We start from the raw sequence: 20,806 nt of genomic DNA, 5'->3' as shown, positions 1-20,806 counted from the left end.
GGTCATTGGTCATTGGTCATTGGTCCTTAGTCCTTTGTCCTTTGTTCAAGACAAATGATTAATGACAAATGACAAAGGACGACCCTCACCAGTTAACTTGTTGCGATTTGGGTTCTTCTTGAGGTACTTGCTGGCTTTGAGTTGGTTGAGTTTGTTGCAATAAAGCGGGTGGAGTTGCTTGACGGAATGCTCCACAATAATGCATCGTCATGACCGCTTTAAATGCCCAATGGTCAGGTGATACATCGCTAAAGGGGATAGGCAAGGTTTCTGCTTGATTGCGGGTGCAAGCCTCAAGTACTTGACTTGTTTGAGTTTGTTTAGCTGTTGGCAATTCTTGAGCGTTAACGTTACCAGCTAAGTTGGTAGTTGTTAGTACTACTGTGGTTGCCGCCAAAATCTTAAAGAAATTCATATAAGTAGCTAGTAGAAAATATAGCGAAGCACTACTTATACGATAACAATTCAGCCGCCTAAAGTATGAATGCTCCTAGTTGTAGAGAGACGCTTCAAATAGCGCGTCCCTACATTCTTTGTTCAAGACGCCTAGTATACATGGAATTGTGATAGATTGCCAGGTTTAGCCCTCCGATGCTTTAGTAGCTCATACCAGACGCCACTAATTGAGTTTTTACTCAGTCATTTTTAATTTTCCGATTATTTAAATTCTTTCACATTTTGCACAAGTCAAGATTTACACTTCATGTATTTTAATATTTAGAGAAAATTTTTAATAATTGCTTATTAATTAGAGATATATAAACTCCCAACCCTTGGCGTAAACTATTCCGCAGGGCAATACCTTATATCTCATTACACTCATGCAAACCTTTAAGACGCTACTGCGAGTTCGGCATTATGAAATGGATGCTCTTGGGCACGTGAACAATGCAGTCTACCAAAACTACTTGGAACAAGCAGCGATCGAACACTCAGAACATTTGGGTTTAAATCTGGCTGTGTATCGCGAACTCGGAGGTGTGTTTGTTATGAGGCGGGTGGAAATTGACTATCTGCGTCCGGCGATCGCAGGGGATACACTAGAAGTTACAACTTGGGTAAAAGAAATGCGAGGAACTCGTGCTTATCGGCAGTACGAAATTCGCAAGCAGAATCAAGAAGATTTATTGGTAACTGCTGAAGTGCTGTGGGTGTGGGTAGATTACAAGACAATGCGTCCCCGACCAATTCCCAATCTTATGCTGGAAAAATTCTTGCAATTACAACAATCTGTTATGAGCAATTGACGAAGGTGGCGATTTTAGCTATGAAAGTGTATGATCTACGTTTATCCTGTAAAGGTTTAGCTTTATGGGGAGGTGGGGTGCAGGAAAAGTAGACATTGGGGATTGAACAGATATGGAGCAGAATGAACAAGAACAGCGCCGCGCTGCCGCTAAGGAGTTTCTTAAATCTCTTAACGAGTTAGAAGATATGTTACACCAAAATCCAGCTGAGGCTGAAGAAACCCCAGAATCGTCTGGTGAAAGTGCCAGTGAAGAGCAAGTAGCTGCTAACGATTCCTCGGAAATTGATTTGGCGGCTTTTGAGGATGCCGTTGCTGATATTGAGCAATATATGGCACGTAGAAATGGAAGTGTTGGTGGTTAGTGGTTAGTAGAAACTAAACAATTAGCAATTAGCAAAACTTTTTTGTCTTTGAGCCTCATACAGCATTAAAGCGGCAGTAATTGCCACGTTTAATGACTCTACATCTGGACTCAAGGGAATTTTGACTTGTAAATCCGCCATCGCCGTTAATTCTGTTGACAATCCAGCACCTTCATTCCCTAACAGAATTAAACTCGGTTTGTTCCAGTCCACTTCCCAATAAGTTAAAGTCGCAGTGGGCAAGGTTGCTACAACTTGCATCCCCACTTGCTGACTTTGCCGAATTGTCGCTTTAAGATTGGGGCTGACTGCCATATTCATGCGAAACCACTGCCCTGCGGAAGCACGTAACACCTTCGGGTTATCTAAATCTACACTGTCTTCACTGAGCCACAATCCTGATGCCCCAGCTGCTGCAGCTGTACGGATTATGGTACCTAAATTACCGGGGTCTTGTATTGTTTCCAGTGCTAGCACTATATCAGTAAACGGAACTTCAAGAGTGCGATCGCTCCTTTTTGCCGTTGCGATTACACCATCTGGTTGTACTGTGGTAGCCATCGCCCCTAAAACTTCCTCACTCACAGTTTCTGCCCGTTCGCTCAGACTGCTGGCTTTTTGCCACAGAGAGGGGTGTGCTGCTTGCCATTCTAAAGTAGAACACACTGCATCTAGTGAATAATTCACTCTTACAGCTTCTTCTATCAGGTGCGTTCCTTCCAGTAAAAATAACTTTTGCTTGTGCCTCTCTTTCGAGGTATGAAGTTTGCGAATTTGCTTGACTAGGGTATTTTGTAGACTTGTTAGCATAATTTAAATTAAAAAATAAAAGTAAAAAGCTTTCCTTGAGTGCTTTCTACTTTTACCTTGTATGCGGAACCCGGGACTTGAACCCGGAAGCCTTGCGGCACTAGAACCTGAATCTAGCGCGTCTGCCAATTCCGCCAGTTCCGCTCGCAATATTTTTTTCTCACGATTTTTCATTATTGCTCAATTCTTTCTGATTGTCAACTCACAATTTTTCGCCCCTTTGCCCTCGTACCTCCTAGTTCCCATACCTAATGAGTATTTTTTTACACTTAAAATTTTTGGTTTTTAGCATGAAAACTGAAATTTAAAAATCAGCCTAGAGAAAGAGTTGTATGGCTTAAGTTCAGCCAAAAGAAGTTTTTTCATTCAAGATAGTCATGCAATATTGTGGACAATCAGTATCTATCGTGTAGAATCGAAACCAACTTCATATAGAATTAATATCCTTAATTGGAGGCTGGGCTTATTATTCCTTCTAACGGCTTACCAGATGCCAAATTTTCTCCCGAAGCAGACTCCTCAGTCTTGCAAATATGGGGTGGGCATCGTTTACACGGTCATGTAAAAATTAGTGGGGCGAAAAATTCAGCACTAGTCATTATGGCTGGGGCTTTACTTTGCTCTGGTGAATGTCGTATTCGCAATGTCCCGTTACTGGCAGATGTTGCACGGATGGGTCAAGTTTTATCAGCTTTAGGCGTTCGTTTGCAGCAAGACGGGGACATTTTAAATATTGATGCGAGAGAAATTACAACATCAAAAGCTCCCTACGAACTCGTTACGCAACTGAGGGCAAGCTTTTTTGCCATTGGTGCAATTTTGGCACGGTTGGGAGTCGCACAGGTACCCCTACCCGGAGGTTGTGCAATTGGGGCAAGACCGGTGGATTTGCATGTTCGGGGGCTTCAAGCAATGGGGGCGGAGGTTCAGATTGAGCATGGTATTTGTAATGCTTATGTTCCTGGTAGTAATCCGCGATTAAAGGGAGCAAAGATATATTTAGATATTCCTAGCGTAGGTGCAACGGAAACGTTGATGATGGCAGCTACTCTTGCAGATGGTGAAACTGTCATCGAAAATGCAGCACGCGAACCGGAAGTTATAGATCTGGCTAACTTCTGTATTGCAATGGGAGCCAAAATATACGGTGCAGGAACCAGCACGATTACTATAGTTGGAGTGCCTGAGTTACATTCTACAGAATATAGTATTATTCCCGATCGCATTGAAGCAGGTACATTTTTGGTGGCATCAGCCATCACCCGTTCTGAAATCCTCCTGTCGCCGGTTGTCCCAGAACATCTCGTGCCAGTGATTGCCAAGTTACGAGATATCGGTGTAACTGTGATTGAGGAAGCTCCAGATTGCTTGCGGACTCTACCAGCAGAAAGCCTTAGGGCAACTGATATTGAAACTTTGCCTCATCCAGGATTCCCCACAGATATGCAAGCGCCCTTCATGGCATTGCTCACACTTGCTGAAGGGGACAGCGTGATTAATGAATCCGTGTTTGAAAACCGCTTGCGCCATGCCTCAGAGTTAAACCGTTTGGGAGCAGATATTCGCGTTAAAGGGAATACTGCCTTTGTTCGGGGAGTGCCTCTGTTGTCAGGTGCCCCTGTACTGGGAACGGATTTGCGAGCATCAGCAGCGTTGGTGATAGCCGGACTCGGCGCACAAGGAAAAACTGTAGTTCAAGGCTTGCGCCACTTGGATCGGGGTTACGATAGACTCGATCTGAAGTTGCAGCAATTGGGAGCTAAAATCGAGCGCTTGCCTGTTGTTCCAGATGCCAATGTAGAGGACACTTCTAGCGTTGTGAATTCTCAGGAGTCGGCTGCGATTTAGGACAAGGAAGACAAGGGAAGGGGGGAAGGGGGGAAATTGCTACCTTGTCTTCTCCCTCTGGTTTGTCTTCCCATAGCAAAGCAATGCCTTAATTTAACCCGTGATACAATGGCAATAATCAGCACAAGGCTTAAAACCTACCTCTGGACTCGGGGGTAGGAACAGGTTTGATAACCAATCCTGCTTTAACATTTTTTGTTTCCATACTCTCGCCATGTTACCCTTCAAAACTCCATTACTTGGTCTCAAAGCTGATTCATTTCGTCACCCACTCGACCTTGAGGCAACTCGATCTCTCAAGCAGTTACCGGGGTTGGATATGATGGTGCGAAGCATACTCGGACCTGTGGCAGAACAGGTTTTTTATGCAGAAAATATCGCATCAAGTGTTCTGGTGGGTGAAAAACAACTGCCCCATCTGCACCAGCTGTTGCTGGAGGCTTGTAAAATATTAGATATTGAGACACCCCACCTTTATGTTAAACAGCACCCAGCTCCTAACGCTTACACGTTTGCTATGCGGGGTAAACAGCCTTTTATAGTGCTGCATACTTCCTTGATTGATATGCTTGAACCAGAAGAAATTCAGGCGGTGATTGCCCATGAGTTGGGACACCTGAAGTGTGACCATAGTGTTTACCTGACTCCGGTGAACATATTAATATTGGCAGCAGCAGCGGTGCCCAACGTTGGAACTTTTCTGGCTCAAACAATACAGGCACAACTTTTGGAATGGATACGCTGTGCAGAATTTACCTGCGATCGCGCTGCGTTGTTGGCTACTCAAAATCCTAGAGTTGTGATGTCGGTGTTAATGAAACTAGCCGGTGGTTCGCCTACCATAGCACCACAACTCAACCTGGATGCTTTTATTGCCCAAGCTCGCGCCTATGATGACATTAGCAAAACTGAACTGGGTGAAATGGTGAAGGCAGCCCAGACATCCCAATTAACCCATCCAGTGCCCGTTTTACGAGCCAGAGAAATCGATCGCTGGGCAAGTAGCAAAGAATATCAAAAGTTGTTGCAAAATTATGAAAAAGTAGAGTATAATCAAAAAGTTGCTAACAAGGGCGAGTGGCGAAACTGGTAGACGCACCACACTCAAAATGTGGCGAGCTTGCGCTCATAGGAGTTCGATTCTCCTCTTGCCCACTGACGTAATGCTATATATAGCCCCTTCTCAAAACCGGGGAGTTATGTAATTTAAGTAGTAGGGTGGGCACTGCCCACCTATTGCAATTTTGGTGGAACATTTGTATGGACAGCATCGGCACATCTCAAGAAGACGGCACAGCCAATCTATAGATTCTGGGTAATCTTCACAATCTTCAATCTTTGTTCTTTTATAAATCTTCTTCATTTAACTCTGCTATCTTCATTAAAGCTTTCAAGGTTCCTATCTTGAAATCTTTATTTTTATGAACAGGAATTGATAATATCCGATTGGACTCAGGGTGCTCATATATATGATGGCTTCCAGTTATTTTTCTCAAAATCCATCCTTTTCTCTCTACTATTGAACATAGCTTTTTCCCAGAAATAGACTTCATACAGCAATTTCTACTATTTGATCTGTATCGTCTGTGGAATAAGTTTCGTTAGCCACCTCAAGCCATCCTTCAATGGCATCCTTAAGATTAGCCATCAATTCTTCCCAAGTATCACCTTCAGTGATACAACCAGGTAGCGCCGGGACTTCTGCCCAGTATCCACCTTCTTCAGCTTGATGAACAATTGCTTTAAACTTCATACTTTATGTATAGGAGATTTATTCTCTATGTTATCAGCCATTATTCTAAATATGCCGGACGTCAATGCCCCTCACCGCGTTAGCCTCAACCAACCACTTCTAAACATATGCATAGCGGCGGGTGTACTTCATCTATATAAAAATGAAAACTAATATAGAGTATTGGGAGTGAAGCTGGATATTGTTGTGGCTATAGGTAATGAAAATAGCTCCCCCTGATGGAAAAATTGGGCTGGGAATCTTACCATAGGAGGAATCAACCCCTTTTTCGCTTAACAGTATCTTCATTAGATATTTTTATCAGTTCTTTTTTGAGAATTCTACATATATTTCCGGAGAGTTGGAAGACACCGTGAATACTGATATTAAGTGTAAATTTTTTGTAAAGAACTAAGTATTCTGTTTAACCAGAAAGGCTCAGATTGTAAAAGAGGGAGATGAAAAAACACTGTTTCTAGACCAGGAGAATGCGATCGCAACTCATCTTTGTATAGCTTATAAGGTTTTCTGTATTTGGACTTGATGATATTTTTTGATAAAGAGCCAAGGATTTTCTTATACATTGAGGCTCTACTTAAGTAAGTAACTGTAAAAGCCCATACAATTCCAAGAGTTGATATAGTTTATTTCTAATGTTAACGTAATTTGACGATAAAATAAACGTGAACTATAATATGAATATAAAGTCAAACTAAAAAGCAATAAATACATAGTACAAATGTCTTTTGCAAAGTTTAGTTTTTGAGTTTTCTTTCAAATCTTTAATTAAGTAAAGGGTCTAACTATGCGACTGAAAAGGTGGGAATCTCCACGACGAGAAGGTAGGAACGATAAGGGTAGAGGTGGTTCTGCCAGACAGCGACAACTTAAGAAGCAACAGCAGACGCTTCGGAAAAAACTCAAAGAAGGGAATAAACCTGACAAGGAAAAGCCAGATAACTGCAAGAATAGGAGAAAAGGGGAAGATAATTTAATCTTCCTCTTTTTTTGTCCATTTTTTCAGAAAAACCAAGTGTTTTATTTGAAAACAAGAGATAGCCAAAGCTAGATAAAGATCGCAATTTCTATTATTCATTTGGCTTCAATCGCGTCTGTCCAAAGAAAAAGTATAGGAGGTTACAGTTCTTGTTTACCATATTGAATGACTAAAATTCAGTAGCTTAATCTTCTGGAATTTTGCTTTGCTGCCTTGATATTTTAACTTCTCATATATTTAATTTTTTGATACGTATTTCTTTATAAAAAAAATAAGAAGTAAATATGAAGTTACTGTAAAGTTCAAAGAAAAATGCAAATTTGGCATCTTTTTAGAGTAAATTGCTATACAGGTCTAAATAAACGAATGACTACCAGGGAAGTCAGCGATTTACTAAAAAAGCTACTGCATCTCCGTGTGTTAACTTACGGCCTAGCCCTAAGCCTTGAAGATAGTTAGAAATAATATTGATAACAATCTTCAATCTTGGGAATGGTTAAGTCAGTGTTGATATTTTGTTGGACACAAGGAGTGACTTATGGTAGGAGGAGCCTTTCTACCTACTCAAAGAGTGCTAGATTTTCCTATTACTGCCTTGCAATTTCACGACCAGATACGGACAATACTGAGGTGGGCTAAAGCTCGAGAGAGCAAAACTGTCTGTGTTGCCAACGTCCATATGTTGATGGAGGCTTATTGGAATCCAGACTTTGGCACCGTGTTGAAAAACGCAGATTTAGTAACTCCTGATGGTATGCCTCTCGTATGGATGATGAAGCTTTTGGGAGCGAAGTCTCAAGACCGTGTTGCAGGGATGGATATTTTATTAGCCGTGTGCGAACTTGCTCAAAAGCTGAACGTCAGTGTTTTCTTTGTAGGTTCTCAGGCAGAGATTCTTTCTCGCATGAAAAAAAGATTGGACAAGGAATTTTCAGGACTAAAAATTGCGGCGATGGAACCCTTACCCTTTCGTCCCCTAACACCAGATGAAGACGAAGCGTTGATTCAAAGGATTAATTCTAGTGGTGCTGGATTGGTGTTTGTCTCCTTAGGGTGTCCAAAGCAAGAAAATTGGATGGCTCAACATAAGGATAAGATTCATGCGGTGATGATTGGGTTGGGTGGAGTTTTCCCTGTTTACGCAGGGCTTCATCAAAGAGCGCCTCGCTTGGTGAGAGATTTGGGTTTTGAATGGCTATATCGGTGGCTACAGGAGCCCCGTCGCCTTTGGAATCGCTATACAACGACTATTCCACCATTTGTATGGTTGGCTTTTAAGCAACTTTTGACCTCAAGTGCTGTGATTAGTACGCCATTACACATCCGCGAACGATACTTAGGTTGGAAGACAGTGGATTAGTAGATTGGTGAAGAGCGATTTAGGGGCTTCTAGCCCCTATCTAAAAGCCTTCATCATGCCAAAAGCATTCCCTCTCAAGGAAGATACAAATACTTCCTGATATAAAGATTCCGCAAGGAAGTAAATAGTGGGACATCGAACAGACAGTATTTTTTAGAAAATTCATATATTTTGGCTGCAAGATATTGCACTTGCAGGATGTGGGATACAAGTAAGTAGATGAACAGCAAAGAACTGATTATTGAGGCGGGTCTGAGTGAAAGCCAGTACTGGAAAGACCTGTGGACCTACCGTGAACTTTTTTACTTCCTGGCATGGCGTGATATTTTAGTGCGCTACAAGCAAACTGCTATTGGACTGGCTTGGGCGTTGATTCGACCATTTTTGACAATGGTAGTGTTCACAGTCGTGTTTGGCACTTTAGCTAAGTTACCGACTCAAGGTAATGCACCTTACCCAATTTTAGTATTTGCGGCACTGCTACCTTGGCAGTTCTTCTCTAGCGCTCTTACAGAATGTGGCAACAGTTTACTGAAAAATTCTAATTTGATTGCTAAAGTCTATTTCCCCCGCTTAATTGTGCCAATTAGTGGAGTCATTGTCAGCTTCGTAGACTTTATGATTTCTGCCATCATCTTGCTAGGGTTAATGGCGTGGTACAACTTTGTGCCTGATTGGCGTGTCTTAACACTACCGGTGTTTGTTTTTATTGCTTGTGCTGCTGCAGTCGGAGGAGGACTCTGGCTTGCAGCACTAAATGTCGAGTATCGTGATTTACTCCATATTGTACCGTTCTTAGTGCAGTTTGGTCTGTATATATCACCGATTGGTTTTAGTAGCAAGATTATTCCAGACCAGTGGCGCTTGCTCTACTCGTTAAACCCGATGGTAGGAGTGATTGATGGCTTCCGATGGGCAATTTTAGGGGGAGAGTCAAGCATTTATTTGCCGGGATTTGTGCTGTCTCTGGGACTAGTAGCGCTGGTACTAGTAAGCGGGCTTTGGTATTTCCGAAAGACAGAGCGCAAGTTTGCTGACGTAATTTAGCCAGGAGTGGATTAGGTGTCTGATACAGTCATTCGAGTTGAAAATCTGAGTAAAAAGTACGTTCTGAATCACCAGCAAGAAGGGAACGACAACCATAAGACTTTACGGGATGTCATTGTAAACGGAGCGAAGGCTGTAGGTAAGGGAATATTAAAACCTTCTAGCAACAAAATCTTCAATCGAGCCCGTGAAGAATTTTGGGCATTGAAGGATGTTTCGTTTGAAATCAAACAAGGTCATAGAGTTGGTATTATCGGTCGCAATGGTGCAGGAAAATCAACTTTATTGAAAATTTTAAGCAGGATTGTAGAGCCAACCAACGGAAGGATTAGGATTAAGGGACGAGTGGCAAGCCTGTTAGAAGTTGGCACCGGTTTTCACCCAGAACTCACCGGTAGGGAGAATGTTTTTCTCAATGGCGCAATTCTAGGAATGAGCCGGGTAGAAATTCAACGCAAGTTTGATGAAATTGTTGCTTTTGCAGAAGTTGAAAAGTTCTTAGATACGCCAGTGAAGCGATATTCCTCAGGGATGTACGTGCGACTAGCATTTGCAGTTGCAGCTCATTTGGAACCAGAGATTTTAATTGTAGATGAGGTACTGGCGGTAGGGGATATCGAATTTCAGAAAAAATGTTTGGGAAAAATGCAAGATGTATCCAATAATCAAGGTCGAACAGTTTTATTTGTAAGTCATAATATGGAGACGATTCAACGGCTATGCTCTCAGTGTGTGATGCTTGAAGGAGGAAAATTATTTGCTTTTGACAATACTGCTAAAATTGTAACTTGCTATTTATCCAGAACTACTTTCAAAGCTTTACCTAAGGAGTGGATAGATCTATCGAGTGCCAAACGAAGTGGAACGGGAGAGGCTCGGTTTACAGCGATTCAGTACAGTAGTCTAAATGAAGCTGCTGGGTTCCAAGCGTACTCAAATGGACCAATAGAATTTTTACTAGCCATTACCTCAGATACATCCAGAGTTATTGATAGCCTGAGCATCATGTTGTATGAGAAGAAGTCTGGAATTAAGTTGATTAACGTTGATATTCTTTCCCTTGGTCAAACTATCACTCTCCAGAAGGGGCATAACGTAGTTAAATTAAAAATTGAAGAGTTACACCTTAAACCTGATGTGTATATGGTTGGACTATGGCTTGCAAAAAGTATGGGCATCGTTTCTGAATTTACTATTTTAGATTGTGCTGAAAATATATTTGAAATTGAGGTGGTGAGCATGGAATTTGGAGACTTTGGTATAAGACCAGATTCTCAAGGAGTTGTAACATCTAATTTTAAAATTGTAGAAATGATATAGGTAAATATTTTAAGAAATAAATGTCAACAATTGCAAGTAAAATAAATTTTAAAACTAATTTTTAGCACAATGCATTCTAATAAAACTCCTTAAAAAATATTTCTTGAGGCAAGTAATGATGAAACCAGTAAAAACTTGTAGTAATAATGAGCATATTTGGGAAAACTATCAAAATTTGAAAGTTAAATTTGATAACCTTAGATTAGAAAATCAAACACTTCATATAGAACTAGAAAATATTCGAGTAGAACTAAACTATCTTTCAAATTTGCGCTATTTACTCCATAGAATTGTTAATATCATCCGGGAAAAAGCAATTTGGAAATTTCACCAAACTAAAAAAACTATAACGAGCATTTTCTTTAGTAATAACGACAAGAACTGTGCGTTTAAGGAAGACAACGCATACTCCTCTGATTTTCGTCCTTATCAAGTTCAAATTGTACATCCTCTACAGCAGGATAGACCAAAAGTTCTACACGTAATTGCCAACTTTTATACTGGAGGTTCATCACGCTTAGTTGTAGATTTGATTGAATATCTTGGTCATAAATTTGATCAAGAAGTTATTACTAGGGATTATCCAAACAAAGTAGGTTATGTAGGGTTAAGTGTCCATCACTATGAACGGTTTAAAAATTCTTGGGAAGCACTTTCTTTCTTGCAACAATTTAAACCTGATTTTCTCCACGTGCATTATTTAGGCCATCATAGAGATAGTTACAGTGAACTTGATTGGAAATGGTATAACAATATCTTTCAAGCGGCTCAAGAATATGGCTGCAGAATTATTGAGAATATTAATATACCAACCGATCCATATGTAAGTCCTGTGGTTGATTACTATGTCTATGTAAGTGATTACGTTAGCCGTGAATTTGGTTATCTTGGTAGCCGAAATATAACAATTTATCCAGGTTCCGATCTTTCTCTTTTTTCCAGGAAAGATGAAGATGATATTCCAGATGATTGTATTGGCATGGTATACCGTCTTGAAGGAGATAAGCTAAATGAGAACTCAATTGATGTTTTTATCAAAGTAATTCAGCGTCGGTCAAAAACAAGGGCTCTGATTGTTGGAGGAGGCTACTATTTGGAACTTTATCAAAATAAAGTTCAGCAAGCAGGACTTAGCGATGCATTCACCTTTACTAGCTATGTATCTTATGAAGACTTACCTGCGCTTTATAAGCAAATGAGTATATTTGTTGCTCCCGTTCATACAGAGAGTTTTGGTCAGGTTAGCCCTTTTGCAATGGGTATGGAAATTCCAGTAGTTGGCTATGATGTTGGAGCTATCGAGGAGATTGTTGGGGATTGTAAGCTAATAGCTTCTCCGGGAGATAGTGACACATTAGCTAGTATTATCATTGATTTGCTTGACGATCGTGAAAGGCGAATCAAAATTGGTATAGCAAATCGCCAAAGAGCACAACAACTGTTTTCAAGAGAAGCAATGATTGATAGCTATAGCACACTTTACGATAAGATACTTCAAGTATCTAAGGTGGTTTTGTCAAATGCCTAAAGTCACAGTTTTGATGGCGGTCTACAATGGAGAACGTTATCTTCAAGAGGCTATCGAAAGTATTTTAAATCAAACTTTTCTGGACTTTGAGTTCTTAATTGTTAATGATGGATCGATAGATAGCACTCGTGAAATAATTCTTTCCTATAATGACCCGCGTATTCGATTGGTAAACAACGACAACAACCTTGGTTTAACCAGAAGTCTAAACAAAGGATTGCAATTAGCTAAAGGAGAATTAATAGCTCGTCAAGATGCGGATGACATTTCAGAGCCTGAAAGGTTAGCTAAGCAAGTTGCTTTTCTAGAAAGACACCGTGAAGTGGTATTGGTGGGTACATGGTACAAGGAGATAGATGCTTATGGAAAGCTAATTGGAGACAGACAACTGCCCTGTGACTACATACAAATTCGCTGGGGTCTTTTATTTTACTGTCCGTTTGTGCATAGTGCTGTGATGCTACGTAAATCCACTGTTCTAGAGCACATTGGATTTTATGACGAATCTCTTGTTTATGCCCAAGATTACGAGCTTTGGTGTAGAATTGCACGCCATCTAGTGGTTGCTAACTTAGATGAATATTTGCTGAAATTAAGGATTAATCCTTGGTCTATGACACAGACCTATGGAGAAAAAACTCTGGAGGGCTACCAAATTAGTGTTGCCACCGTCACTCATTTACTTGGCTGGGACAAAACCAAGATAGACCTCAATGAGGTGCGCTTTGATAGAATGACTACGTTGCTTTTCAGCTTCGGCTCTCATGGCGACTTGAACTCACAGAATTTTAATAGTGTTATAGAAGAGATACTGCAACTTTACACCGCTTTCTGCCAATTCTATAAGATCGATAGACGAGACTGCCAGATTCATCGTGCAAAGCTTTGTCATCATATTAGCAATCAACTCATACAACTTGCTCACTACTATTTTCATCAAGACCGTTACTTTGCTTGGCAGCTGGTTGTCAAAGTTTATCGTTTGCACTGGCCTATGATGCTTGAAAAAAGATATGCACGGTTACTTCTGAAGTTGCTTATGGGCGATCGCTTTGGCAAAATGATTAAATACATTCGTAACTGGCAAACAAGTAAGTTAAGTAAATCAAGTACAGTGAAATGAGCCACAGTCCACTGATATCTATTATCACAATTTTCTTGAATGTCGAGAAATTCATTCAAGAAGCGATTGAGAGCGTAATCAGCCAAACCTATGAGAATTGGGAGCTTTTATTGGTAGATGATGGCTCCACTGATAATAGTACCGCCATTGCTAAAAAGTATGCCAAACAATACCCAGAAAAGATACACTATCTCGAACACGAGAACCACCAGAACCTTGGTAAAAGTACTTCGCGCAACTTCGGCATAAGCAACTCTAAAGGAGAGTATATCGCGTTTCTTGATGCTGATGATATTTACTTGCCCGAAAAACTAGCACGACAAGTAGAAATTCTAGAATCACACCCTAAAGCTTGCATGGTTTATGGACCTACTCAGTATTGGTATAGCTGGACGGGAAATTCTCAAGATAACCAACGCGATTTTATCGCCAAACTGGGTGTTAAACCAAATGTGTTGTACCATCCGCCTACGCTACTTAGTCTCTATCTTAAAGATCGAGGAACAGTACCTAGTACTTGTGGTCTGTTAGTAAGACGTAAAGTAGTTGAAGATATTGGTGGGTTTGAACGCAGTATTCAACATCTATATGAGGATCAAGTTCTCTTAGCCAAAATCTGCCTCAAGGAACCTGTATTTGTTGAAGGAGGGTGCTGGGATAAATATCGACAACGCCATGATTCTAGCTGGCATATTTCAATGTATACGGGAGAAGACGATCGTGCCCTGTTTATTTTTTTGAGTTGGTTGGAAAATTATTTATCTGAACATGGTTTTAAAGGTACCGAGCTTTGGCAAACTCTCCAAAGGGCGTTATTACCTTATCGTTATCCAAGGTTTTATAGCCTGTTAAGACATATCAAATATGGTATTGGGCGGATAAAAGGTCTAGCGAAGTTAATAGCAAGGCGGATATTACCTGTCTTTCAAGAGTTTACAAATTAGATACCCGTATTTTGTATTAATTAGTTTGTTTATAATTAAACGCTAAGTTTCAGAAAAACATTAGCAATTTTTGGGCTCTCAGTTGTGCTGTTTTTTAAATCAGTGAACCGAATTCTTAGGAGAAATTTTAATGATTTGCCGTAACGTATATTTTCAATAATTCAGTAATAAATTTTATACGATCTAGCGGAAACAGAAAATGTTATTTAAGGCAGAGATTTTGAAATGAGTAGCAAGTCACTAGTATCTGTTATAATGATCTTCTTAAACGCTGAGAAGTTCTTTGAAGAGGCTATAGAAAGTGTATTAGCCCAGACCTATGACAACTGGGAACTGTTGTTAGTAGATGACGGCTCCACTGACAATAGCACTGAGATTGCCTTGCGGTATGCAAAACAACATCCTAGTAAGGTTCGCTATCTAGAGCATGAAGGTCACCAGAATCGGGGGATGAGTGCCTCACGGAACTTGGGCGTCAGCAATGCTAGAGGTCAATACATTGCCTTACTGGATGCGGACGATATTTGGTTGCCTCAAAAATTGGAGAAGCAAGTGGCAATCTTGGAAGCGCAGCCTGAAGCGGCTATGGTATATAGTTCAACTTACCAGTGGTTCAGTTGGACTGGCGATCCTGAAACTGCTCAACTTGATTTCAAACGACCTCTGGGTGTCCAGCCAGATACTCTACTTCAACCGCCAAAGCTGCTTATTTCCTACTTAGAAGGAAAAGCTTTCACACCGGGTACTTGTAGCGTTCTTATACGACATGAGGCTATTCAAGATGTTGGCGGATTTGAGGAATTTTTCCGGGGGTTATATGAGGATCAAATTTTCTTTTTTAAACTCTGTCTCAAAGCGCCTGTATTTGTAGAGAGCGGGTGTTGGGATAGGTATCGCCAGCATCCAAGTAGCTGCTGTCAAGTGGCGATCTCTCAAGGACAGTTCCATCCACTAAAGCCGAATGATTTCCATCTGACTGTTTTAAATTGGCTGGAAAAGTATTTGTCCGAACAAGAAGTTAAGGATACTGAAGTTTGGCAAGCGCTTAAAAAAGCTATGTGGCCCTATCATTATCCAACTTTATACCGTTTATCACAATATGCTCAACAATTGAAAGAAGGAGGGATAAAAAGACTGGTGAAGTCGATCGCACGTAAGGTATTGCCTGCTTCTATCCGTAGTAAACTACAATCTCGGTGGAAAGGAACTGAATATTGCCCACCAGTGGGAATGGTAAAATTCGGTGACCTGCGACGGGTAACGCCTCTAAGTCGAGTGTTTGGCTTTGACCGGGGTCTTCCCATTGACCGTTACTATATTGAAAAGTTTCTTGCTACTCAGGCTGATGACATTCGAGGTCGTGTTTTAGAAATTGGCGATAACTTTTACACTCGGAAGTTCGGCGGCGAACGGGTCACAAAAAGCGATGTTCTTCATGTTGTAGAAGGCAACCCAGATGCAACTATTGTTGGGGATTTAACTAACGCCGATCTCATTCCCTCAGATACTTTTGACTGTCTTGTCCTGACACAAACACTCCATCTCATTTACGATGTGCAGTCTGCCCTCAAAACGATCGAGCGTATTCTCAAGCCTGGTGGAATTGCTCTGATTACTTTTCCAGGAATCAGTCAAATTTGCATTGATGAATGGAAAGATTACTGGTGTTGGGGATTTACTCATTTATCTGCACAACGTCTTTTTGAAGAAGTTTTCCCGAAGACAAATCTGACGCTCCAAATACATGGAAATGTGCTGGCAGCAACTGCATTTCTACAAGGGATAGCAGCTCAAGAACTACGAAAGGAAGAGTTAGATAGCTGTGACCCCAGCTATCAGGTTTTAATTACGGTCAGAGCGATGAAACCATAGGTAGCCATGAAAACGTTTAGAATTGGCAGATTGCGACGTGTAGCAGCACGGCTTAAAAACCGATTCGCACCAGGGGGGCTTATCCTACTCTACCACCGTGTGGCTGATGTACCCTCAGACCCATTTCAACTATGCGTGAAGCCACGCCACTTCGCCGAACATCTCGAAGTCTTGAAAAAATATAGCTACCCAGTGTCACTGCAACACCTAGTCCAAAGTGTACAGAATGGAAAACCTTTCAATCGGTCAGTAGCAATTACCTTCGACGATGGTTACGCTGATAATCTCCATAACGCTAAACCATTGCTGGAGCAGTATGACATCCCTGCAACAGTGTTTGTAGCTACTGGCAACCTCGATCGCGAACGAGAGTCTTGGTGGGATGAATTGGAACGACTGCTACTGCAACCGAGTACACTACCCAATATTCTTCAACTAAGCATGTACGGCACCACCTACCTGTGGGATTTAGGCGAAGCAGCCTACTACAGTAAGGATGCCTATCAGCGCCATCGTACTTGGACTTGGTGCGTACCAAAAGAATTTGACCCCAGTCCACGCCAGCGTCTGTACCGTACTCTTTATCAGCTACTGCGACCTTTGGCTCCAGACGAGCGCCAAAATCTGATGGATAAAATCTTAACATGGTCTGGTGCTGAGAGCAAAAGCCGCCCGACACACCGTTTCCTTTCGGCTGAGGAAGTGTACGCATTAGAGCAGGGTTCACTGATTGAGGTAGGTGCTCACACGGTCAACCATCCCTTCCTCTCTACGCTGTCAGGGTCTAAGCAGCAGTATGAAATTGAGCATAGTAAAACCCGATTAGAAGAAATCATAGAGCGTCCGGTAAATAGCTTTGCCTATCCTCACGGGGATTACACCGGACAAACAGTAGAACTGGCCCGTAAAGTTGGCTTTGTTTGTGCTTGTTCCACCATTCCTACGAAAGTGCAGCGAAACAATGATTGTTTTCAGCTCCCTCGCCTTGTAGTACAGGATTGGGATGGTGAGGAATTTGCTAGGCAACTGTCGAGATGGTTTTATCTTGAGACTTAAAAGTATGCATTTTATTGTCACCGGAGGCGCAGGTTTTATTGGCTCTCATCTCACAGAACAGCTTCTAATAGAAGGTCACTGTGTAACTGTGGTTGACAACCTAACTACTGGTAGCTTAAAAAACTTGCCCGATCATCCTCGTCTTCAATTATTGCTCAAAAATGTACTGGACTGTCAACCAGAAGATTTCACTCCGCCAATTGATGGAATTGCCCATTTAGCGGCTACCCCATCAATTACACAATCCTGGTCCCGACCTCTAGAGTCTCATCACAACAATCTTTCTGCAATAATTTCCGTGCTTTCTTTGTGCAAAGCTTTAAACATCCCCAGACTTGTCTTTGCTAGTTCTGCAGCCGTGTATGGAGATAAAGCATATTTACCTATTTCAGAAGATCAACAGCCCTGTCCTATTTCTCCTTATGGATTACAGAAATTCACGAGCGAGCAGTATGTAAATTTATTTGCTAAAGAGTTTGGCTTATCGTTTATTGCTCTACGTTTGTTTAATGTATTTGGACCTCGCCAAGTTCCCAATTCACAATACTCTGGGGTGATTTCTATCTTTACTAGCGCTATACAAAAAGGTCTTCCCATTACAATTTACGGGGATGGTACACAAACCAGAGATTTCATTTACGTGAAGGATGTTGCAGTTGCTTTTACAAGAGCCTTAACAACTCCCTTGCCTGTAGGTTCCTGCTTAAGCTGTAATGTGGGCACTGGTCAAGAAACGTCGCTTCTCGATCTGGTAAATATTCTCAAAACCTGCTTTAGCCAGTGGAACTCAGAAATTCACTTTACGTCTGCCCGACCTGGCGAGATTCAGCATTCTCAGGCTGACATATCGAAGGTATTTTCGCTATTCAATTTCAAACCTCAATGGTCAGTTCCATGTGGCTTGCGTGTTTTAGTTGAATCGTGAAATATCGGGGCGTTTTTAATTAATCAGCAATATCCTTAATATGCCTTGAATTCAAGGGCATAATATTCTCTTATCAAAATTTAGATTTTTTTAAGTTTTTATGAAGATGACCAGTAGAGTACAAATACTTCCTGATAGAAAGATTACTGAGAGAAGTAACTAGTGGGGCAACGAACAAATAGTATTTTTTCTGGGGCTACTGATGTTTTAGTTACAAGCGATCGCGTACTCTTGAGTTGATCCAATATACAGGTAAGCAAATGAACAGCAAAAAACCTATCGCCAAGGCGGGTTTAACTGAGGAACAGTATTGTAAATACCTGTGGAATGAATGCAGATGTTTCAACAATTGAGTAAAGCAAGTTAATCCATGCAGATGTAACAGAATGAGGTAATTTATTCCATCATGATTCGCAAAAGCCTGCGGAAATCTACACAAAATCAAGTCTCGAAGCAACCTCAGGGATTAGCTCGCACCTCATCTAGAGCCGTGTATCGACCTGAGAGCCAAATGAGGAATCCACTTCAGTTATTCAAGGAAATGGGGCGGGACTTGCTGGCTTCACGAGAACTGGCTTGGAGACTGCTGGTTCGGGATATCAGTGCTAAATACCGCCAGTCATTACTTGGAATTCTCTGGGCATTTTTACCTCCAGTGATTATGGCAGCTGGTTTTACCCTTGCCAAAGGAAATGGAGTTCTTAATATCAGTAGCACGGGCTTGCCTTATCCTGCTTATGTCATGTTCAGTATGACTTTGTGGCAAACCTTTGTAGAAGCACTTAATGGACCCGTTCAGGCTGTAACATCTGCAAAGCCGATGTTGGCGAGGATTAATTTCCCCCGTGAGGCGCTAATTGTTGCTAAGCTGGGTGAAGTGTGTTTTAACTTTGGCATTAAGTTAATTCTCATTATAGGCTTGTTTATCTGGTTTCAAATACCAATAACTTGGAGCGTACTTTTAGCGCCAGTAGCTATAGTTCATTTGATATTACTGGGAACATTTTTAGGCTTGCTGTTAGCCCCTCTTGGTGCTCTCTATCAAGATTTTTCAATGGGGATTACTCTGATTACTGGGTTCTGGCTGTTTCTCACGCCAGTGGTATACCCAGTTCCTAGTGAGGGAGTATTTGGCAGCATCGTAAAACTCAACCCCGTTACACCTTTATTAGTGACAGCAAGGGAGTTGGCAACTACAGGTGTCATCTCTGACCCCCAAGGTTTTTGGATAGCAAGTGTAATTGCGATCGTGGGATTGCTGCTAGCTTGGCTTCTCTACCGTCTTGCAATGCCCTTTGTAGTTGAGAGGATTAGTTCATAATTATGATGAGTATCAACGAGCAAGAAATGGAAGCAAAACTTTACGATACTAGTGATGAAATTGTCCTCTCAGTTAATGGAGTTTCTAAGAAGTTTTGTCGGGATTTGAAGCGTTCTTTGTTCTATGGTGTTCGGGATATTACTACTGAGTTGCTGGGATTACGGCAAAAAAGTGAGAAACTAAGAAAACAGGAATTTTGGGCACTGAAAGATGTTAGCTTCCAATTGCGAAGAGGTGAAGCACTAGGTTTAGTAGGGAAAAATGGTAGTGGGAAATCAACACTACTGCGGATTATTGCAGGTTTAATAAAACCAGATACAGGTTTTGTCGAAGTTAACGGTCGGGTAGCACCATTGATTGCTTTGGGAGCTGGATTTAATCCAATTTTGACAGGACGGGAAAATATTTATGCAAATATGTCTATTTTAGGTTTAACTACAAAGGAAATTGATGAGCGAATTGATGCAGTTGTAGAGTTTGCAGAAATTGGGGACGCAATAGAGGCACCAGTTCACAGCTATAGTTCTGGGATGGCTGCAAGATTAGGATTTGCTTGTGCAATTTATACAGAACCTGATGTTCTTTTAATTGACGAAGTATTAGCGGTGGGAGATGTCAAATTCAGGGTTAAGTGTGTTCGTAAACTATACGAACTACGAGAAAAAGGAACATCATTTATAATGGTTAGCCATAATCATGATGCGTTGACAACAGTATGTGAGTCTGGTGTATACCTTTCAAAGGGGATACCTATTATATGTGGGGGTATTCGCTCTGTAATGGATAAATATGAAGCTGACTTATTCGTTGGTTCAAAGAAGCTGATGGGTAAGATGCAAGTACAGCATTTGGAAAGTAATGGAACTGATTTAATTATTGAATCAATTAGTTTAATAAATCATGATGGTACAAGTACTGCTTCTGTACTAAGTGGTAAACCAGCATATTTTTCCATAGCCTTCAAAGTCAATCAATATATTAATAATCTTCAAGTCAATCTTCAAGTAGACTCTGGGGATGTAGGACAAGTCATATATCTTAATAGCCCAGATGACAATGTTTTATTAGAACTAGTTCCAGGAGAATATGAACTTCAAATAGAACTACCATATCTAGTTTTAGGACCAGGTACCTACACCATGAGAATTCTAATGCGAAAAGAAAATGGAGATCTTATCGATAGAGTAGACTCTTTTGAATTTGCTGTAGAAAAGCAAGCAGGAATCAGTTATAGCAGAATTTATCAATCACGTAGTTGGAAAATTAGACCCAAAAATCAATCAAAATCATAACAAAATCTTAAGAAACTATG

Annotated in this window: 20 protein-coding genes and 2 tRNA genes; 17 read left to right on the top strand and 5 right to left on the bottom strand. The window is 41.0% G+C overall.

Annotated features, from left to right (window positions below):
* Nucleotides 1-85: 85 nt before the first annotated feature.
* Complete coding sequence (locus ACYRY3_RS44770) at nucleotides 86-415, bottom strand: S-layer protein (protein WP_460208298.1); 330 nt, start codon at nucleotides 413-415, stop codon at nucleotides 86-88.
* 406 nt (nucleotides 416-821) lie between these two features.
* Here ACYRY3_RS44770 and ACYRY3_RS44765 point away from each other — a divergent pair, with 406 nt between their 5' ends.
* Nucleotides 822-1,247, top strand: a complete 426-nt coding sequence (locus tag ACYRY3_RS44765) for an acyl-CoA thioesterase (protein WP_460208297.1) — start codon at nucleotides 822-824, stop codon at nucleotides 1,245-1,247.
* A gap of 112 nt (nucleotides 1,248-1,359) precedes the next feature.
* The gene (locus ACYRY3_RS44760) at nucleotides 1,360-1,611 is read left to right on the top strand and encodes a hypothetical protein (protein WP_460208296.1); all 252 of its coding nucleotides are present in this window, start codon (nucleotides 1,360-1,362) and stop codon (nucleotides 1,609-1,611) included.
* Nucleotides 1,612-1,632: 21 nt separating this feature from the next.
* Here ACYRY3_RS44760 and ACYRY3_RS44755 read toward each other — a convergent pair whose 3' ends face one another.
* Both ACYRY3_RS44755 and ACYRY3_RS44750 read right to left on the bottom strand, forming a co-directional pair.
* Complete coding sequence (locus tag ACYRY3_RS44755; protein WP_460208295.1) at nucleotides 1,633-2,421, bottom strand: TrmH family RNA methyltransferase; 789 nt, start codon at nucleotides 2,419-2,421, stop codon at nucleotides 1,633-1,635.
* A 62-nt stretch (nucleotides 2,422-2,483) separates the two neighbouring features.
* Nucleotides 2,484-2,565: transfer RNA gene (locus tag ACYRY3_RS44750), tRNA-Leu, on the bottom strand.
* 306 nt (nucleotides 2,566-2,871) lie between these two features.
* On the opposite strand from ACYRY3_RS44750, the gene murA reads away from it, so the two are divergent.
* The 3 genes from murA to ACYRY3_RS44735 all read left to right on the top strand — a co-directional run bounded on the left by murA (nucleotide 2,872) and on the right by ACYRY3_RS44735 (nucleotide 5,424).
* Nucleotides 2,872-4,269 (top strand): UDP-N-acetylglucosamine 1-carboxyvinyltransferase, encoded by a 1,398-nt coding sequence (gene murA, locus ACYRY3_RS44745; RefSeq protein ID WP_460208294.1) that lies wholly within the window; start codon nucleotides 2,872-2,874, stop codon nucleotides 4,267-4,269.
* 214 nt (nucleotides 4,270-4,483) lie between these two features.
* On the top strand, nucleotides 4,484-5,362 hold the full coding sequence (locus ACYRY3_RS44740) for a M48 family metallopeptidase (RefSeq protein WP_460208293.1): 879 nt from the start codon (nucleotides 4,484-4,486) through the stop codon (nucleotides 5,360-5,362).
* A tRNA-Leu gene (locus ACYRY3_RS44735) sits at nucleotides 5,341-5,424 on the top strand. The genes ACYRY3_RS44740 and ACYRY3_RS44735 overlap by 22 nt, the downstream gene beginning before the upstream one ends.
* A gap of 191 nt (nucleotides 5,425-5,615) precedes the next feature.
* Here ACYRY3_RS44735 and ACYRY3_RS44730 read toward each other — a convergent pair.
* Nucleotides 5,616-5,822: a type II toxin-antitoxin system HicA family toxin gene (locus tag ACYRY3_RS44730; protein ID WP_460208292.1), complete on the bottom strand. Its 207-nt coding sequence runs from the start codon at nucleotides 5,820-5,822 to the stop codon at nucleotides 5,616-5,618.
* Entirely contained in the window at nucleotides 5,819-6,022 is a 204-nt protein-coding gene (locus ACYRY3_RS44725) for a type II toxin-antitoxin system HicB family antitoxin (RefSeq protein WP_460208290.1), read from the bottom strand. Before ACYRY3_RS44725 ends, ACYRY3_RS44730 begins: the two co-directional genes overlap by 4 nt.
* Before the next feature lie 784 nt (nucleotides 6,023-6,806).
* Between ACYRY3_RS44725 and ACYRY3_RS44720 the strand changes: the two genes are divergently transcribed.
* The 12 genes from ACYRY3_RS44720 to ACYRY3_RS44665 all read left to right on the top strand — a co-directional run bounded on the left by ACYRY3_RS44720 (nucleotide 6,807) and on the right by ACYRY3_RS44665 (nucleotide 20,786).
* On the top strand, nucleotides 6,807-7,070 hold the full coding sequence (locus tag ACYRY3_RS44720; RefSeq protein ID WP_460208289.1) for a hypothetical protein: 264 nt from the start codon (nucleotides 6,807-6,809) through the stop codon (nucleotides 7,068-7,070).
* 466 nt (nucleotides 7,071-7,536) lie between these two features.
* Nucleotides 7,537-8,358, top strand: coding sequence for a WecB/TagA/CpsF family glycosyltransferase (locus tag ACYRY3_RS44715; protein ID WP_460208288.1), 822 nt, complete (start codon nucleotides 7,537-7,539; stop codon nucleotides 8,356-8,358).
* 219 nt (nucleotides 8,359-8,577) lie between these two features.
* Complete coding sequence (locus ACYRY3_RS44710; protein WP_460208287.1) at nucleotides 8,578-9,405, top strand: ABC transporter permease; 828 nt, start codon at nucleotides 8,578-8,580, stop codon at nucleotides 9,403-9,405.
* A 15-nt stretch (nucleotides 9,406-9,420) separates the two neighbouring features.
* Nucleotides 9,421-10,725 (top strand): ABC transporter ATP-binding protein, encoded by a 1,305-nt coding sequence (locus ACYRY3_RS44705; protein ID WP_460208286.1) that lies wholly within the window; start codon nucleotides 9,421-9,423, stop codon nucleotides 10,723-10,725.
* Between the two features lie 115 nt (nucleotides 10,726-10,840).
* A complete protein-coding gene (locus ACYRY3_RS44700) occupies nucleotides 10,841-12,253 on the top strand; it encodes a glycosyltransferase (protein ID WP_460208285.1) in 1,413 nt (470 codons plus the stop codon).
* The gene (locus tag ACYRY3_RS44695; RefSeq protein WP_460208284.1) at nucleotides 12,246-13,376 is read left to right on the top strand and encodes a glycosyltransferase; all 1,131 of its coding nucleotides are present in this window, start codon (nucleotides 12,246-12,248) and stop codon (nucleotides 13,374-13,376) included. Before ACYRY3_RS44700 ends, ACYRY3_RS44695 begins: the two co-directional genes overlap by 8 nt.
* Complete coding sequence (locus ACYRY3_RS44690) at nucleotides 13,373-14,320, top strand: glycosyltransferase family 2 protein (protein ID WP_460208283.1); 948 nt, start codon at nucleotides 13,373-13,375, stop codon at nucleotides 14,318-14,320. The genes ACYRY3_RS44695 and ACYRY3_RS44690 overlap by 4 nt, the downstream gene beginning before the upstream one ends.
* Before the next feature lie 255 nt (nucleotides 14,321-14,575).
* Nucleotides 14,576-16,192: a glycosyltransferase gene (locus tag ACYRY3_RS44685; protein WP_460208282.1), complete on the top strand. Its 1,617-nt coding sequence runs from the start codon at nucleotides 14,576-14,578 to the stop codon at nucleotides 16,190-16,192.
* Between the two features lie 6 nt (nucleotides 16,193-16,198).
* Nucleotides 16,199-17,248, top strand: coding sequence for a polysaccharide deacetylase family protein (locus ACYRY3_RS44680; RefSeq protein WP_460208281.1), 1,050 nt, complete (start codon nucleotides 16,199-16,201; stop codon nucleotides 17,246-17,248).
* Between the two features lie 4 nt (nucleotides 17,249-17,252).
* Entirely contained in the window at nucleotides 17,253-18,173 is a 921-nt protein-coding gene (locus ACYRY3_RS44675) for an NAD-dependent epimerase/dehydratase family protein (protein ID WP_460208280.1), read from the top strand.
* Between the two features lie 541 nt (nucleotides 18,174-18,714).
* Nucleotides 18,715-19,494: an ABC transporter permease gene (locus tag ACYRY3_RS44670; protein WP_460208318.1), complete on the top strand. Its 780-nt coding sequence runs from the start codon at nucleotides 18,715-18,717 to the stop codon at nucleotides 19,492-19,494.
* A 2-nt stretch (nucleotides 19,495-19,496) separates the two neighbouring features.
* On the top strand, nucleotides 19,497-20,786 hold the full coding sequence (locus tag ACYRY3_RS44665; RefSeq protein ID WP_460208279.1) for an ABC transporter ATP-binding protein: 1,290 nt from the start codon (nucleotides 19,497-19,499) through the stop codon (nucleotides 20,784-20,786).
* Nucleotides 20,787-20,806: the final 20 nt, after the last annotated feature.

It is taken from the genome of Scytonema sp. NUACC21 (assembly GCF_054684315.1).
This window is presented reverse-complemented; position numbering and strand designations above follow the sequence as displayed.

Excerpts from the sequence above, each read along its gene's own strand:
- ACYRY3_RS44770 (WP_460208298.1), bottom strand. The coding sequence starts at position 415 with ATGAATTTCTTTAAGATTTTGGCGGCAACCACAGTAGTACTAACAACT.
- ACYRY3_RS44690 (WP_460208283.1), top strand. The coding sequence starts at position 13,373 with ATGAGCCACAGTCCACTGATATCTATTATCACAATTTTCTTGAATGTC.
- ACYRY3_RS44675 (WP_460208280.1), top strand. The coding sequence starts at position 17,253 with ATGCATTTTATTGTCACCGGAGGCGCAGGTTTTATTGGCTCTCATCTC.
- ACYRY3_RS44730 (WP_460208292.1), bottom strand. The coding sequence starts at position 5,822 with ATGAAGTCTATTTCTGGGAAAAAGCTATGTTCAATAGTAGAGAGAAAA.
- ACYRY3_RS44680 (WP_460208281.1), top strand. The coding sequence starts at position 16,199 with ATGAAAACGTTTAGAATTGGCAGATTGCGACGTGTAGCAGCACGGCTT.
- ACYRY3_RS44710 (WP_460208287.1), top strand. The coding sequence starts at position 8,578 with ATGAACAGCAAAGAACTGATTATTGAGGCGGGTCTGAGTGAAAGCCAG.
- ACYRY3_RS44685 (WP_460208282.1), top strand. The coding sequence starts at position 14,576 with ATGATCTTCTTAAACGCTGAGAAGTTCTTTGAAGAGGCTATAGAAAGT.
- ACYRY3_RS44715 (WP_460208288.1), top strand. The coding sequence starts at position 7,537 with ATGGTAGGAGGAGCCTTTCTACCTACTCAAAGAGTGCTAGATTTTCCT.
- ACYRY3_RS44740 (WP_460208293.1), top strand. The coding sequence starts at position 4,484 with ATGTTACCCTTCAAAACTCCATTACTTGGTCTCAAAGCTGATTCATTT.
- ACYRY3_RS44665 (WP_460208279.1), top strand. The coding sequence starts at position 19,497 with ATGATGAGTATCAACGAGCAAGAAATGGAAGCAAAACTTTACGATACT.
- ACYRY3_RS44725 (WP_460208290.1), bottom strand. The coding sequence starts at position 6,022 with ATGAAGTTTAAAGCAATTGTTCATCAAGCTGAAGAAGGTGGATACTGG.
- ACYRY3_RS44720 (WP_460208289.1), top strand. The coding sequence starts at position 6,807 with ATGCGACTGAAAAGGTGGGAATCTCCACGACGAGAAGGTAGGAACGAT.
- ACYRY3_RS44695 (WP_460208284.1), top strand. The coding sequence starts at position 12,246 with ATGCCTAAAGTCACAGTTTTGATGGCGGTCTACAATGGAGAACGTTAT.
- ACYRY3_RS44670 (WP_460208318.1), top strand. The coding sequence starts at position 18,715 with ATGGGGCGGGACTTGCTGGCTTCACGAGAACTGGCTTGGAGACTGCTG.
- ACYRY3_RS44760 (WP_460208296.1), top strand. The coding sequence starts at position 1,360 with ATGGAGCAGAATGAACAAGAACAGCGCCGCGCTGCCGCTAAGGAGTTT.
- ACYRY3_RS44700 (WP_460208285.1), top strand. The coding sequence starts at position 10,841 with ATGATGAAACCAGTAAAAACTTGTAGTAATAATGAGCATATTTGGGAA.
- ACYRY3_RS44755 (WP_460208295.1), bottom strand. The coding sequence starts at position 2,421 with ATGCTAACAAGTCTACAAAATACCCTAGTCAAGCAAATTCGCAAACTT.
- ACYRY3_RS44765 (WP_460208297.1), top strand. The coding sequence starts at position 822 with ATGCAAACCTTTAAGACGCTACTGCGAGTTCGGCATTATGAAATGGAT.